Genomic DNA, 13,863 nt, shown 5'->3' with positions numbered 1-13,863 from the left:
GCTATGTCTTTCCTGCTGAACTTTATGGACAAACTCAAGGAAAATGAGGATGAAGAAGACGGCCCGAAGTTCAACGATATGAACTATCTTGTCGGTAACACGACAGGAATGGATGTAGGGCAGGAGCCAGGCCCTCTAGCCCAGAGAATAGGAAGTACGGCCCAGAAAGGTGGAGAGGTACTTGAAGTTCTTCTACAGAATCCTGCAACTTTTCAGGTTGACAGAGAGGATATACTGAATGTTGTAGGTCAGCTGGGAGTAGATGTCACGTTCCACGGAAATACAGATCTTGGATACGGAGCAGCGTATGCTACAAGAGCACAGGGGGTTCAGGCAGGATATAATGTTGTCCACAGATATTTTACAAGATATCTGGATCAGTTAGCAAGCTTCAAAAAACAGGTTGAAGATGAATACGGCTTCAGCGTAGGCTATGTCAATATGCATGCTTCAACAGAGCAGATACCGCCTCTGGAAGAGCAGATTGCATCTGACAAGTCTCTTGATCCATTTGGACAGTCTATAACGGAAGTAAAAGATAACAAGGAACCTAATATCTACAGAAATAAAGAGTTCATGGAGCTACTGTTTGACTACCTTATCGCAGAAAACATCGAGCCAATACAGCTTTATGGAATGTTCGGAGAGTACTCTGACTGGTTCGAAAAAGAATGGCGTGACGCCAGAGACGAAGTAGCCAACGATCTTTACGCTGAGAGGCTTTCAGGAGACATAAGAGGCAAGGCCTCTCTTGTCGAGACAGGAGCCGGCATAGATCAGGGAATATCTCTGATTTACAGGGAGAAAATCGGGGAGAAAGAGCTTGAAAGGCCTGTAGACTTGTCACATAGGCCTGTTAACACAGAAGATCCTGAGTCTGTTGCGGTGCTTGAAACTGCTATTCAGGCATATGCTGGTAGAACGCCTAATGTTCGTCAGCTAGCCGAGAATGTTTACGAGATACAGAATGATGAAGGCCTCTCTGAAAATGACAGGAAGGTGATTCTTTCGGCAATCAATTCTGTGATGAACAAGCTCTGGACGGGCAATGGGAATGACAAAGGCCTTTCTTTCCAGGCAAAGGTCTCTGCATTAACTAACAGACTGGATATACAGCAGCAGGATATAGCGGATGAGGCGGATACTGATGCAATGAGGGAGAAGGCGAAAAAAGTATTTTCAGGGTATGAGAAGGCCTATGAGGAGTATACGGATGAGAGCGGTGAAGAAAAATATCTTGAGCTTTTCCATCGCCTCATTGACAGGACGCAGATAGGTAGACAGATGGAGAAAGAATCGACGGTATTTTACAACATTATTCCTGCCTGGCTTACAGTTGCTGATAAAGAATACGAGAATCATCCTAGCTTTGAGGCTCCTAAGTTCATATGGGAGACGATTGTAGAGAATAATTATGATTTGGACTTCAGCGAATACAGTGAAGTGAAGGAGCGTCTGGATTCGGATAGAGAGTTCAGACTGGATATTACTGCTGCTGTCGCTGCAACTTATCTATGGGGGCAGTTCACTCAGAGGGAAGACACGTTCGACGGAGATAAAAATACAGGCCTTGAGCCAGAAGAGAACATGACGTGGATACAGTGGATGAACAAGCATGGCCTGAAGACAAATATAGAGGCCATGTACGGTGATCCAGGGAACTTGCTTCGATTATGGAGGCCTAAAGATATTGCAGTGGCATGCAGGGCGGTAAATCTTACTGCCAGGAATGAGAGTGAAGAATGGGAGGGAGAGTACAGAGGTAATCCTCTGAAGTTCACCGTCGACCTTGAGCATACTGCCAGTTTCGGTGTAGATCCTGAAGTCGAGCTGCAGAAGCTTGTTGATCAGGAGAAGGCTCTTGCTGAAGATGAAAGATTTGATATAGACAAGGAGAAGCCTCTTGCTGATATACTGAAGACTTACCACCTTACAAAGCCTGGATTTGAACAGCAGGGTATCCACAGGCATGGACCGTTCATGAGAGGGGATACAGTGCTTTACAGATACCTGTATATGATGGTGGATGCAGGATTCTGCAGGAATGACGGTGAAGACTCTGAAGGCATAGTAATGTTCGAGATCGGAGGAGAGTACGCTGAGACGCTTTACACTACAAGGATCGCTATGGATCTTATAGAGCTTGGTGTAGAGCCAGACGATCTTGATCCGGTGAAGGTGCCCGACGACGGCGAGTACGAGAACAGGAAACAGGCCCTGATAGCAAGATTTTTCGGCCTAGATCAATCAAGCACCAACATGGAGTGGACGAAGATAGAGGAACATGCTTTCGATCCTCTTCAAGGCCTCCTTGAGGCAGAAAGCTTTGATCATACTTACTCCGGCAGAGCAGCTACTGACAGCGGCACAAGGCCTGGCGAATGGCTGAATGAGCAGTATCGTTAGAGGCCTCAGTTTTTCTTTTGCCGTTAAATCAGGTTTCAGGCTCTGTAGATGGATTTGTTAAGGTTTATAAGCCTCGTCAGGAAATCCTTGTCTGTGTATCTGCCATGAGCTCCAAGGACAAGATGAAGAAGATGAGGGAAAAGTCTCAGGAAAGAAGGTTTGAGTCGGTTGAAGAGTTCTCCAAACAGTTGAATGAAAAACTTGGTGACAAGGTAAAAGTTGTAGCTGTCTGGGGAAGTGTCCCGCAGGGAGAACATGGTGTAGAAAGCGATATAGATACGCTTGTTATTCTGGATGATACGAAGTTGAAGAAGGATGTTCCGAAGGATGCCAAGAAAAAGATAAGACGCAAGGTAACTTCTCTGGCAGATGAAGTCGATGAAAGAATTACTATTCAGTACTTCCCGTTCCTTACAGAGTTCTGGGATTCTCTCAGAAAGGGGGAGCCTCTGGCTATAGAAGCAGTGAGAAACGGAGAAGCAGTATACGATACAGGTATGTTTATGCCTGCTAAGAGGCTTCTTGAAAGAGGAAAGATCTCTGGCACCCAGGAATCGGTGAAGAAAAGACTTAAACTGGCCGCTACCGGCTACAAGAAGGCCGAGAAAAATATGAAGTCTTCAATCCCGCACAAGCTTGAACAGGTCATGGCAAACGCCGGACAGGCACCTATCATGCTTGTAGGAAAGACACCTCCAGGCAAGGAGAAAGTTCCTGATACATTAGAGGAACTTTTCGTGGAGAAAGATTTACTTGAAGAAGAATACGTTGAGAAAGCAAGGGAGATCTACGACTTCGGTGATACAGGAGAGAAAAATCCTGAAGAAGTCACAGGAGAGGCCCTGGATGAGCACCTGGAGAAGACAGATGATTTTGTCCGCAGGATGCACAAGCTTGTCTCACAGCTCGGTGCAAGGAAGAAAGTCAAAGATATAGTTGATGACTACAAGAACTTCCTGAAGGCAAATGTTGCAGCGCTCAAGTCGAACGGTGTAGAACCGCCTCAGGACAAAGATGATCTGCCAGAAGTAGTTGAAGAAAATCTTGATTTCGGAGAAGAACACATGGAAATGTTCCAGAAATGGGATGATATCATCTCCAAGGTAAGAGAAAAGAGCATGGATGAAGTCGACGAGAAAGAACTCTACGAGCTCAAGTCAGATACAAGGGAGTTCATCTCGGATGTCGGGAAAGATATCCAGAACATGAAGAAAGAGGATGAGGATATAACTCCTGACGTAAATCCGAACGATGTCGCAAAGAAGGCCTCTGGTGAAGATGTAATACCAAATCTACAGAAAGAGGCCGAGAAAGAAGTAGAAGATGAAGAGGAAAATCCTGAAGAGCAGGAAAAGTAAAGATCCTCTATCCTCTTATTTTATCTCTAAAAGTCATCTCCAACGTCGACAGTATTAATATTTGATCCAGCGCTTCTTTCTTGTTCTTTCTTCTGCTCTCTTTGAGCTTCTTCTTGAGTTTGTTCTTCAACAGTTTGAACTTGCGTATCGATTTGTTCAAGCCTCTCCTGAATGTCTTTAGCTTCCTTTAAGTTGCTTTTCAAATTTTCTGTAAGGTCTACTACCTCTCCTGCCAAGTTTTCTAGTTCCTGACGTATCTGGTCAAGTTCTTGTGCCTCTTGTGCATCTAACTCCGAAATATCTGACATAGGCTAACATCGCCACTGCTCTATTAAATTATTTTTTGAATTAAGAAGAGGGAGAAAAGGATATTTTTGGAAATCTGAAGGCCTTGCGGAAAATCTATCTTTCGTCCTGCATTTCCTTGATCTTCTTCATGCGGAAAGTTTCCTCTCGCGCATTTTCTTCCAGTGTCTGGGATACGTAGTCCAGTGCAGAGTTCATCTCCGGGATCGTCTTGTGCTCAAGTGCGTTCACACGCCTCTTTGTCTTCTCTATTTCGTCAAGCAGCTTGAGAATCTTTGTCTGTGTCTCTGCTGCCTCCACGATTTTCTCGAGAAGCTCTTCGTGCTTGTCCGCTGTTGAGTCTATCCGTGAAGTGGATGAAGTTACGCCGTATTCTCTGTTCAGGACGTGTTTCTGCACTTCAACTGATTCGATCTCAGGTACTACTACTCCCATGATATTCTGCTGTTCGGTCTTCAGAAGAGGCTCATCAGTGATGTTCAATGCGTTGGCATGTACTGATTCCTCTCCGTCGTAGATCTTCGCCAGCTGCAGTTTTTCCTGGGCCTCGCTGTAGAGTTTTGCAAGATCTTCGTTGACGTCTCTTGCATCGTCGATTACCTGCATGAACTCGTGGATAAGTCCATCCCGCTTTTTCTCAAGTATGTCGTGTCCATCTTCAGCGAGCTGGATACGATCCTTCAGCCTGAGTTCCTCACTGCGTGTTGGCTTTACGTCCTGTGACATTTTATCACCTGAAAGAGAGGTTTACTCCCCGTCAGGGAGCCTCTCCTCACGCATTTCAGGGTCAATCCTGGTCAGCTCGGCTTCAGGAACAAGTGAAAGCAGTTCCCAAGCCAGATCAAGGGAGTCCTCGATGTCTCTATCTTCATCGAAGCCCTGTCCGACAAACTTTTTCTCGAACTCACGTGTGAAGTTAAGGATTTTCTCATCTCTATCACTCAACGCATCTTCTCCTACAATTGAAACAAGATCTCTCAGGCTCTCACCTTCTGCGTAGAGAGCGTATAGCTGATCTGAAACATCTCCGTGGTCTTCGCGAGTGTAGCCCTCTCCGATACCGTTGTCCTCCAGACGGGAAAGACTTGGAAGGATATCTATAGGCGGATTCAGGCCCTGATTATCGAGATCTCTGTCGACAACGATCTGTCCCTCTGTAATGTAACCTGTAAGGTCTGGGATAGGATGTGTCTGATCGTCGTTAGGCATTGTAAGGATAGGAAGCTGTGTAACAGATCCTTCCTCGCCTTCAATCAATCCAGCACGCTCGTAAAGCTCTGCAAGATCTGTATACATGTATCCAGGATATCCTCTTCGCCCTGGAACTTCCTCTCTAGCTGCAGATACTTCTCGCAGTGCGTTACAGTAGTTTGTCATGTCTGTCATGATGACAAGGACATCCATACCTTTCTCGAAAGCCAGGAACTCTGCAGTCGTCAACGCCATTCTTGGCGTGATTATTCTTTCCGGTGCAGGATCAGAGGCCTTGTTCAGGAAAACTACGGAGCGTTCAAGTGCTCCTGTGTCCTCGAACTCTTCGATGAAGTCCTGAGATTCTTCCTCTGTGATTCCCATTCCTGCGAATACTACTGCGAAATCTGTATCCTCTCCTTTTACATCGGCCTGTCTTGCGATCTGTTTTGCAAGACGGTTGTGCGGAAGGCCTGATCCGGAGAAGATCGGAAGTTTCTGTCCCTTGACAAGAGTGTTCGCCACGTCAATCGTGGAGATTCCTGTCTGGATGAAGTCTTCCGGAAGCTCTCTTGAGTAAGGGTTGATGGCCTCTCCCTGAATGTCTCGTTCCTCTTCAGGGATTACTTCAGGCCCATCGTCGATTGGATCTCCGGTACCGTCAAGGATTCTTCCCAGAAGATCCTCTGTAACAGGCATCTTGACGTTTTCGTCCATGAAACGGACTCGTGCATCCTGTCCGATTCCCTGTGTCTCCTCGTACACCTGGACTACTACGACGTCTTTTGAAGTCTCCAGAACTTCTCCTCTTTTGACCTCTCCGTCCGGAGTCTCGATTTCAACGATGTCTCCATAGGCGACGTCTCTGGTTTTCTCAACGTAGACAAGCGGTCCTTTCACCTGTTCAATAGTCTGGTATTCTTCTTGTGTCATTGTTCAAAAATCACCTCTCAAGCTCCGAGAACTCTTCATCCATCTGGTCACGGAGTTCGTTTATCTTATCCTCGTAGTCATCTGCGGTTTTGACCTCACTGATTCTGTTCTTTGAGGCCAGTGAAACGATATCCTGTACAGCTGCACCGTCCTCAAGTGCCTGGTAAGCGTTGTCTCCCCAGTCCAGGATCAGTTCAAGGATGTCGAAAGTCTTCTGCGGTGAAGAGTACTGATCGACAGGATGGAATGCATTCTGCTGCAGGTAGAACTGCTTTATCAATGTTCCAATCTCCAGTGTCAATCTTTCTCTTTCCGGAAGAGCATCCTTTCCGACAAGCTGAACTGTCTCCTGAAGCTCGCCGTCCTTCTGAAGCAGATCCTTCATTCTCTGAATGTTGTCACTCCAGTCGTCGTCTACTTCTTCCTTGAAGTAGTCTGCAAGCATATCCTCATAACCGGAGTAAGAATCATCCCAGTTAATCGATGGGAAGTGCCTCTTCTCGGCCAGATCCTTGTCCAGAGCCCAGAAGTTCTTCACAACACGCAAGGTGTTCTGAGTAACAGGCTCCGAGAAGTCTCCTCCCGGAGGTGAAACAGCTCCGATGATCGAGACGGAACCCGGATCCTCATCTGCAAGAGGATCAACTCTTCCAGCACGCTCATAGAACTCTGCAAGCCTTGAAGCAAGATAAGCAGGATAACCTCTTTCACCAGGCATCTCCTCCAGTCTTGCGGAGATCTCTCGCATAGCTTCCGCCCAACGGGAAGTGGAGTCGGCCATCAGTGCGACGTCCAGTCCCATGTCGCGGAAGTACTCTGCGATCGTCACTCCGGTGTAGATGGAGGCCTCTCTTGCTGCTACAGGCATGTTTGAAGTGTTCGCAATGAGTACTGTTCGATTAATGATTTTATCTCCTGTCTGTGGATCTTCAAGCTCTGGGAACTCTTCCAGTACCTCTGTCATCTCGTTTCCACGTTCTCCACATCCGATGTATACAATGATGTCTGCGTCGGAGAACTTCGCGAGAGACTGCTGTGTCACAGTCTTTCCTGTCCCGAATCCTCCGGGAACAGCGGCTGTTCCTCCCTTTGCAATTGGGAACAGTCCGTCAAGAACTCTCTGTCCTGTAACTAGAGGGACTTCAGGTCTAAGATCGTCCTGAGCAGGCCTTGCGTCTCTGATAGGCCATTCCTGTCTCATCTGGATCTCTTCCCCGTTTTCAAGCTCGACTACAGTATCTGTTACTGTATGATCTCCGCTTCTGACATCGGCGACTTCTCCGCCTTCTGAATCCGGAGGAACCATTACTTTGTGATCTCCGTACTCTACGTCGACTTTACCGACGACATCTCCCTGTTCAACTTCGTCACCTTCCTCGACTGTAGGCCTGAAATCGTATTCTTTTTCTTCATCAATTCCTGGAGCATCTTCTCCTCTGGCGATGAAGTCTCCTGTCATCTCCTGAAGCTCAGGAAGAGGCCTCTGAAGTCCATCGTAGATAGATGTCAGCAGGCCTGGTCCAAGTTCTACGGAAAGAGGCTCTTCCGTGTTCTCTACAGGTTCTCCAGGCTTTACTCCTGTAGTATCCTCGTATACCTGTATGTATGATTTTTCTCCTTCTATCTGGATTACTTCTCCCATCAGGCCTTCTTCTCCGACATGTACAACATCGTACATCTGTGCGTCCATGTCTGTAGCGATTACTACAGGCCCTGCTACCTTGTAAATCTCTCCCATCAGTTGTTCACCCTCTGTGTTTCTGTATGAAACGATTCGTTGTTTTTCTCGTTGTTCATTGTTTAATTTACACCTTTAGTATTAGTTTTAGACTGTCTCACTGTGTGATGTCTGCTCCAATAGCTTTCTTGATTTTCTCCTGCAATCTTTCGCTTTCAGCTGTCTCGCTTAAGGCTACTACCACAGGATCGACACTTGATTCAACAGTGTTTCGTGCTCTTTTAGGCAGCTTCTCCAGGTCACTTTCCTCGGCTACAAGGATTCCGATGTCATCTCGATCAATCAGTTCTTCGATTGTATCCCTGTAGTTTTCTGTGTCGAAAGTCTTCTTGATGCCTGCAAGCTTGAAACCTGTCGTGAAATCGGAGTCACCGATCACTGCAATACTTTTCCTGTCGTCTGAATCTACCATTTTTTATCTTACCTCTTTTTTCATCTTGAAATCACTAGATTTTCCCTGATTTTATCGGCATCCTGAGCGCCTGTGGACTTGGCCTGAACCATCATACGAAGATTGTCGACCTCAACCATCTTTGCAACCACGAAGGACATTATCGGTGCGAGGCCTAGAGGCGCAGTCCTCAGATTCTTCAAGGAGCTGCGGAGGCGTGAAACCTTCAACTGGTGCTCTACCTCCTCTACTTCCTCAGCCATTCCTATTTCCCAGTCGGAGTCCCTGATCAACTGAAGCATTTCGTCAAAGTCCGCTGCATCGATACAGGCCTGAACAAGATTCGAGGCCTCACAGTTGAAACATCTGTTCCTGATTTCTTCAGCTTCTATGTCATATCTTTTCAGCCGGATAACAATCCTCAGGTTCTCGTACTCAAGTTCCTTCCTCAGGAATCTCTCCAGTCTTTTATTGCCTGTTTTATCTGCTAGCTTCTCCAGTTCATCGAAGTAGGCCTGATCGATACCTCTCTCGAACTCTTCAAGTGATTGTTCTGCGGAGATGTATTCGCTGTAATCCACGAGCGCTCCTTCGAATTCGATGGAGTTTATTATTTCTTCTCTTTCATTTCTGTGCATTTTTTCGAGTCTTTCGATAGGATACTCAAATCCGGGTGTTACTACTGTGCCTAGTTCTTCGCCCTGTTTCTTCTTTCTCAGAAGCCTCTTCAGGCTTTCAATATCATAACGCCTTACATATACCTTCAGTATCTCTTCAAGGCTTCCGGAGCTTTCATCAACAAGTTCAACAAGAGTTCTAGTTGCATTTCTCTGTAAAGCAGTCTCCACAAGCTCTGTCCCATCAAGCATTGAACCAAGCTCGTTTATCTCCCTGCTGTACTGCCCTTCCTCCAGTTTCCGGGCGATACCGTTGGACTTCATCTTGAGAAGATTCTCGTAGTCATTCCTGTCCAGAAGCTGAGCTCCTTTGGCTCTGATACGTGCGTTCAAATAAGGATAGTCCTTCGGGATTTTATCTACTAGACTCATAGCTGATCAACCGAAAAGCTCTTCGGCAACATCCTTCCTGTATCTGGCCCTGAAATCATCTGCGATTTTATCAAACGTGAAATTGAGCTGCCTCTCACCATCATCAGAGACAAGAACAAAACCGTTCACATCTGCTGACTCAAACTCTCTGTCTGTAAGATCCTCGAAATCTTCACTTCCCTTGACGAGGCCTACCTCGAAATCAGCAGATTCGATGGCGTTCTCGATCATGGACTCTTTCTCATCACTGGAGAGATCATGAAGTTCATCCCTGAATGTTTCAAAGGCCTGATCAAGAGCCTTCTCCTTTGCCTTGAGCTTCTTCTGCTTCGCCTTCATATTGGCATTGGAGACAGCCTTCTTCTCCATAGAGGCCTTCTCATCCTCTATATCCTCTTCAGCTTCACTTCGGATTCTGTCAGCCTCTCCTTCAGCCTCTTCCAGAATCTCCTGTTTTCTCTCCTCAGCTTCCTCTAGGATTTCTTCTTTCTCCTGCTCTGCTTCATTAAGTATCTCATTCTTCACATCATCAAGTCCCATTCTACAGGACACCTCCAGAAACTTTTTCCGTGTTAAAGTCGTTCATAGTACTGTTTTCAGGCCTTCCGCTTTCTTCCTTGATTCTTGTTGTCATATCGTTTTTCTCCTCGTTGGTTTGTGGTTAAAAATTGAATTAAAGGCCCTGTTACGGGCCTTGAGTTGGTTTTTCTAAATGAATCCTGCGATAACCAGTGAGACTACCAGTCCGAAGATGATGATTGTCTCAGGAAGTGCTGTCAAAATAAGCACTGAACCGAAGAGACTATCATCTTCTGCTAGTGCACCTACTCCAGCGGCTCCGATCTTTGACTGAGCCCAAGCTGTAGCTAGTGCTGAAAGTCCGATTGCTAGTCCTGCACCGATTGCTGCGAATTCGCCTATTGCCATTGTGTGATTTTCACCTCAAATATCGATTTTTGAAACTCTGTTGAGTTTCTGCTTTTCGTAAACTCCAAGTCTGGAGTTTACTCTGCCCCGAATGGCAGGTATTTTCGGCCTCCTCCCTCGTAAAACTTGTTGAACATCTCGACGTAGTGAAGTCGGATGCCCTGGAGGAAACCTTCCATGATTTTAACGAATGTGTTGAACACGTGTCCAAACACAAGTAAACCGATGCCTGCCGTCAAACCGACTACGCTTCCTGAAGTCAGGAGCGGCTGGGCCATCGAGTTAACGACCTGCGCCAGTACGACGGCTGCGACTGAGACACCGAAGATTCGAAGGTACGAAAGGATGTTCGAGATCAATGAAGGGATCTCGACAAGGCCTTCCACACCTTCACCTACAAACAACAATACTACTGATAGAGCCAGTACAGGCCCTCCTACCGTTGCACCGTAAAAGTACGTCATCAATGCACCGATCTGAAGTACAAGCCAGGAACCTTTCTCAAGGAAGGCCTCCTTCAATCCGTGGTTAACGTACTCGTTGTAGCCTCCAATCAGGTATCCAATATTAACGTGTACGAGGCCTATCATGGCCGCAATGTTGAATACCTGTCCAAGATGCTCGGCACGATGCCACAGAATCGGAATCTGTTCAAACAGATGGATTCCTGTAGCGGCAGCTAGTTCGGAGTGATGGCCGAATATGACGTATCCGAACGCATCACCGAACGCCAGTCCGAATAAGAACGTCGCAACGGAGGCATACATCAGCGACTTGAAAATTTCCTTGGCCTGAGGGAACACTTTCATCCCTCCATAAAAGACCAAGAAAGTGGTAAGCCCGTATCCGGCATCACCTATCATAAATCCGAAGAAAAGTGGGAAAGTAAGCATCAAAACAATAGAAGGATCCAGCTCATTGTACCTTGGAACTGAAACAAGATCAGTCAAAGACTCGAAAGGCTTGACAGGTCCTGCATTATCATGCTTTACAGGAGGCTCCTGATCATCATCTTCCTTCTGAATATGAATCTTTCCTTCACAGGCCTCTGCCAGGATCTCCTCGACTTCCTCGAACTGCTCGGAAGGAATCCATCCCTGGGCAACAAAGGCCTTGTCAGTAGTTCCAAATCGGATAGGTGCCTCAGCTTTCTCAACTTTCTCGGTAAGGAATTCATCCGCTCCGTCAAGACGTGGATACCAATCCCTTGCGATATCCTCTATCTTCTTTTCAAGACTTCTACGGCTCTGCTTCAGCTCCTTTCTTCTCTTCCTGAGATCATCTATAACTTCGCTCGGGAAGCCGGAGACATCAAGCTCCGGTACACTGTACTCCTCCTTGAGATGATTTCTGATACGGGAGTCCAGCCCGGAATCGTTGCTGAAAACTACTACTGAGGCCTGACTTCCCTCGAAAATATCGTAACTGTCGTCCCCAAGGTCCTGTGTCAGGCCTTCTCTATCAAACTTTCCTGCAATAACATCAAGATTTTCTGATCCTGCAAGATCACTGTACTTTAGATCACAGCCTTTGATATGCTTGAAGAATCTTATATGGTCATTTAGATTTGATATATCGGTCTTTATACTGTCTCTTTCAGCTGTGAGGCTGTCAACTTCTTCATTTATCTCTTCAACAGAATCCTGGATATTCTCCAAGCTGAATCCATTCCCGTTTTCGTACTCGATTTCAGGCAACTTGGACTTCAGAGATCTAACATCAACAAGTAACTGCGAAAGATCCTCGGCTTTCTTGAACGGTTCACCTTTCTCAAGCATCTCTCCACTGTAATCATCTATATCAAGAACTTCAAGATCATATAAAGTAGTTATAACTCTGTCTAACTGTGTCTTCGGGCCTGTAATAGATACCTTGGTCATTTCAACAGGCTTGATGGCTTAATCACCCTTCAAGAAATTCTTCAGTGAATTTCTCCGTTAGAAACTCGACTGCAGAATCCTCGTTTTCTTCGGCATCTCTTCGAAGCTCTTCAGCCTCTTTTTCTGCCTCTTCGATAATACTCTGTTTCTTTTCCTCAAGCTCTTGTTCGAAGTCTTCAAGTTCCTTCTCCTTCTTCTCCGAGCTTCTTTTCCTGGCCTTCTCGATTTTCTCCTCGGCCTTTTCACGGGCCTCTTCGATTATTTCCTGCTTTTCCTCTCTGGCCTGTTCAATTTTTTCTTCAGCCTTTTCCTCGGCATCCTTAACCTGCTCGACTACTGTTTTCAAGAGCTCTGCACCTTGTTACTAGACCGTCTCTGGAAGACTTATAAAGGACATCCCGGCGCGCTCCGCTCTTCCATTTATAAAAATTTCTGTAGTGTTGGACCTAAGTTAAAAATTCTCGTAATTAACTCTACCATAATATATTATGGAAATGGAGGAACGAGGGGTAAAGTTCGAGGCCTCAGAGGATGAGGTAACTAAAGATGCAGATGTGTTCTACAATCCGGAGATGCAGCTCAACAGAGACATATCAGAAGTAGCTGTCAAAGTTTTCCGGGAACAGGTAGATCTAGATCACTTGAGAGTATGCGACGCAACATCAGGATCCGGTATCAGAGGATTCCGATACGCCGAAGAAAACGATAAACTGTATTTGAACGATCCAAATCCCGAGGCCCAGGAAGCTATACAGAAAGGCCTGAAAATGAACGATATGGATGCAGAGACAACGGAGAAAGATGCAAATGTACTGCTCTCGGAAAAGAGAAACTTCTTCCACCTTATAGATGTTGATCCGTTCGGACCTTTCACCAAGTTCCTGGACTCAACAGCCAGAGCCGCAAATCACACAAGTTTCGTCGGATTTACAGCGACAGATAACTCGGCACCATCCGGAAGTTATCCTACAGTCTGTGAGAGACGTTATGGATCCAGGCCTCTTCGCAACAGCTTCATGCATGAGACAGGCCTCAGAATATATATCAAGGAAGTTTTCCAGAACTTTGCACGCTTCGATAAATGCTTTGAGCCAAAGATCTGCTTCCATGAACGGCATTACAGCCGTGTGATGGGCAGAGTGACTGAATCCAAAAGAAGAACGAACAGAAATCTGGATAATATAGGCTACCTGAGTTTCTGCCGGGGATGCCGCTGGAGAACACTGGAGAGAAAAGAAGAATGTGAGAAATGCGGCGAAGAAACGGAGATCGCAGGCCCTCTCTGGACGGGAAAGCTTTCCGATCAGAGATTCACTGAAAAAATGCTTGAAAAGACACCGGAAGAATGGGAAGAGGCCCACGAGAAAGTACGTATAATTGATTCAGAGGCCTCGATCAAAACTCCTTTCTACGATATCCACGAGATGGCCTCCGAGCTGGAGATACAGGCCCCTAAAAGAGATGAAGTTATAGAAGCTCTAAAGGACAAAGGATACATAGTTTCAAGAACACATTTCTCGCCTACAGGCCTGAAGACGGATGCTCCATTTGAAGATATTAGATCAGAGATCAGAGATGCAAGCATAACTGAACAAAGCGATTGAAAAATCTTCCAGAGTAAATCAATGTTCTCACGAGTTTCTGGAGGTATCTGGAAGGCCTCCCGTTTGTATGCGAAATTTTT

Annotated in this window: 13 protein-coding genes; 3 read left to right on the top strand and 10 right to left on the bottom strand. The window is 46.1% G+C overall.

The features are described from left to right. Positions 1 to 3: 3 nt before the first annotated feature. Together ACK3SF_RS04600 and ACK3SF_RS04595 are read left to right on the top strand one after the other, a co-directional pair. Entirely contained in the window at positions 4 to 2,406 is a 2,403-nt protein-coding gene (locus ACK3SF_RS04600; RefSeq protein ID WP_414837523.1) for a hypothetical protein, read from the top strand. 17 nt (positions 2,407 to 2,423) lie between these two features. Beyond that, entirely contained in the window at positions 2,424 to 3,764 is a 1,341-nt protein-coding gene (locus ACK3SF_RS04595; RefSeq protein WP_414837522.1) for a nucleotidyltransferase domain-containing protein, read from the top strand. Between the two features lie 26 nt (positions 3,765 to 3,790). On the opposite strand, the gene ACK3SF_RS04590 is transcribed toward ACK3SF_RS04595, so the two are convergent. From ACK3SF_RS04590 to ACK3SF_RS04545, 10 genes are all read right to left on the bottom strand, one after another. Beyond that, a complete protein-coding gene (locus ACK3SF_RS04590; protein WP_414837521.1) occupies positions 3,791 to 4,072 on the bottom strand; it encodes a hypothetical protein in 282 nt (93 codons plus the stop codon). A gap of 94 nt (positions 4,073 to 4,166) precedes the next feature. Next, positions 4,167 to 4,796, bottom strand: a complete 630-nt coding sequence (locus ACK3SF_RS04585; RefSeq protein WP_414837520.1) for a V-type ATP synthase subunit D — start codon at positions 4,794 to 4,796, stop codon at positions 4,167 to 4,169. Positions 4,797 to 4,817: 21 nt separating this feature from the next. Then, positions 4,818 to 6,194 (bottom strand): V-type ATP synthase subunit B, encoded by a 1,377-nt coding sequence (locus ACK3SF_RS04580; RefSeq protein ID WP_414837519.1) that lies wholly within the window; start codon positions 6,192 to 6,194, stop codon positions 4,818 to 4,820. Positions 6,195 to 6,204: 10 nt separating this feature from the next. After that, positions 6,205 to 7,932 carry a V-type ATP synthase subunit A gene (locus tag ACK3SF_RS04575; RefSeq protein ID WP_414837518.1) on the bottom strand — a complete coding sequence of 576 codons (1,728 nt, stop codon included), beginning with the start codon at positions 7,930 to 7,932 and terminating at the stop codon, positions 6,205 to 6,207. 97 nt (positions 7,933 to 8,029) lie between these two features. Beyond that, positions 8,030 to 8,344: a V-type ATP synthase subunit F gene (locus ACK3SF_RS04570; RefSeq protein WP_414837517.1), complete on the bottom strand. Its 315-nt coding sequence runs from the start codon at positions 8,342 to 8,344 to the stop codon at positions 8,030 to 8,032. A 20-nt stretch (positions 8,345 to 8,364) separates the two neighbouring features. Next, positions 8,365 to 9,372, bottom strand: coding sequence for a V-type ATPase subunit (locus ACK3SF_RS04565; RefSeq protein WP_414837516.1), 1,008 nt, complete (start codon positions 9,370 to 9,372; stop codon positions 8,365 to 8,367). A 6-nt stretch (positions 9,373 to 9,378) separates the two neighbouring features. Next, the gene (locus ACK3SF_RS04560; protein ID WP_414837515.1) at positions 9,379 to 9,912 is read right to left on the bottom strand and encodes a V-type ATP synthase subunit E family protein; all 534 of its coding nucleotides are present in this window, start codon (positions 9,910 to 9,912) and stop codon (positions 9,379 to 9,381) included. A gap of 168 nt (positions 9,913 to 10,080) precedes the next feature. Then, positions 10,081 to 10,299 carry an ATPase gene (locus ACK3SF_RS04555; RefSeq protein ID WP_414837514.1) on the bottom strand — a complete coding sequence of 73 codons (219 nt, stop codon included), beginning with the start codon at positions 10,297 to 10,299 and terminating at the stop codon, positions 10,081 to 10,083. Positions 10,300 to 10,376: 77 nt separating this feature from the next. After that, the gene (locus ACK3SF_RS04550) at positions 10,377 to 12,179 is read right to left on the bottom strand and encodes a V-type ATP synthase subunit I (protein ID WP_414837513.1); all 1,803 of its coding nucleotides are present in this window, start codon (positions 12,177 to 12,179) and stop codon (positions 10,377 to 10,379) included. Positions 12,180 to 12,201: 22 nt separating this feature from the next. Next, complete coding sequence (locus tag ACK3SF_RS04545; protein WP_414837512.1) at positions 12,202 to 12,525, bottom strand: V-type ATP synthase subunit H; 324 nt, start codon at positions 12,523 to 12,525, stop codon at positions 12,202 to 12,204. Between the two features lie 148 nt (positions 12,526 to 12,673). On the opposite strand from ACK3SF_RS04545, the gene ACK3SF_RS04540 reads away from it, so the two are divergent. Beyond that, positions 12,674 to 13,783, top strand: coding sequence for a tRNA (guanine(10)-N(2))-dimethyltransferase (locus tag ACK3SF_RS04540; RefSeq protein WP_414837511.1), 1,110 nt, complete (start codon positions 12,674 to 12,676; stop codon positions 13,781 to 13,783). Positions 13,784 to 13,863: the final 80 nt, after the last annotated feature.

It is taken from the genome of Candidatus Nanosalina sp. VS9-1 (assembly GCF_047555085.1).
Taxonomy (GTDB): Archaea; Nanohalarchaeota; Nanosalinia; order Nanosalinales; family Nanosalinaceae; genus Nanosalina.
The sequence above is the reverse complement of the archived record's forward strand: the minus strand, read 5'-3'. Positions and strand labels throughout refer to the sequence as shown.

What these genes read in the sequence shown, in the direction of transcription:
- ACK3SF_RS04585 (WP_414837520.1), bottom strand. Translation starts at nt 4,796, where the DNA reads ATGTCACAGGACGTAAAGCCAACACGCAGTGAGGAACTCAGGCTGAAG.
- ACK3SF_RS04570 (WP_414837517.1), bottom strand. Translation starts at nt 8,344, where the DNA reads ATGGTAGATTCAGACGACAGGAAAAGTATTGCAGTGATCGGTGACTCC.
- ACK3SF_RS04575 (WP_414837518.1), bottom strand. Translation starts at nt 7,932, where the DNA reads ATGGGAGAGATTTACAAGGTAGCAGGGCCTGTAGTAATCGCTACAGAC.
- ACK3SF_RS04540 (WP_414837511.1), top strand. Translation starts at nt 12,674, where the DNA reads ATGGAGGAACGAGGGGTAAAGTTCGAGGCCTCAGAGGATGAGGTAACT.
- ACK3SF_RS04555 (WP_414837514.1), bottom strand. Translation starts at nt 10,299, where the DNA reads ATGGCAATAGGCGAATTCGCAGCAATCGGTGCAGGACTAGCAATCGGA.
- ACK3SF_RS04565 (WP_414837516.1), bottom strand. Translation starts at nt 9,372, where the DNA reads ATGAGTCTAGTAGATAAAATCCCGAAGGACTATCCTTATTTGAACGCA.
- ACK3SF_RS04550 (WP_414837513.1), bottom strand. Translation starts at nt 12,179, where the DNA reads ATGACCAAGGTATCTATTACAGGCCCGAAGACACAGTTAGACAGAGTT.
- ACK3SF_RS04600 (WP_414837523.1), top strand. Translation starts at nt 4, where the DNA reads ATGTCTTTCCTGCTGAACTTTATGGACAAACTCAAGGAAAATGAGGAT.
- ACK3SF_RS04590 (WP_414837521.1), bottom strand. Translation starts at nt 4,072, where the DNA reads ATGTCAGATATTTCGGAGTTAGATGCACAAGAGGCACAAGAACTTGAC.
- ACK3SF_RS04580 (WP_414837519.1), bottom strand. Translation starts at nt 6,194, where the DNA reads ATGACACAAGAAGAATACCAGACTATTGAACAGGTGAAAGGACCGCTT.
- ACK3SF_RS04560 (WP_414837515.1), bottom strand. Translation starts at nt 9,912, where the DNA reads ATGGGACTTGATGATGTGAAGAATGAGATACTTAATGAAGCAGAGCAG.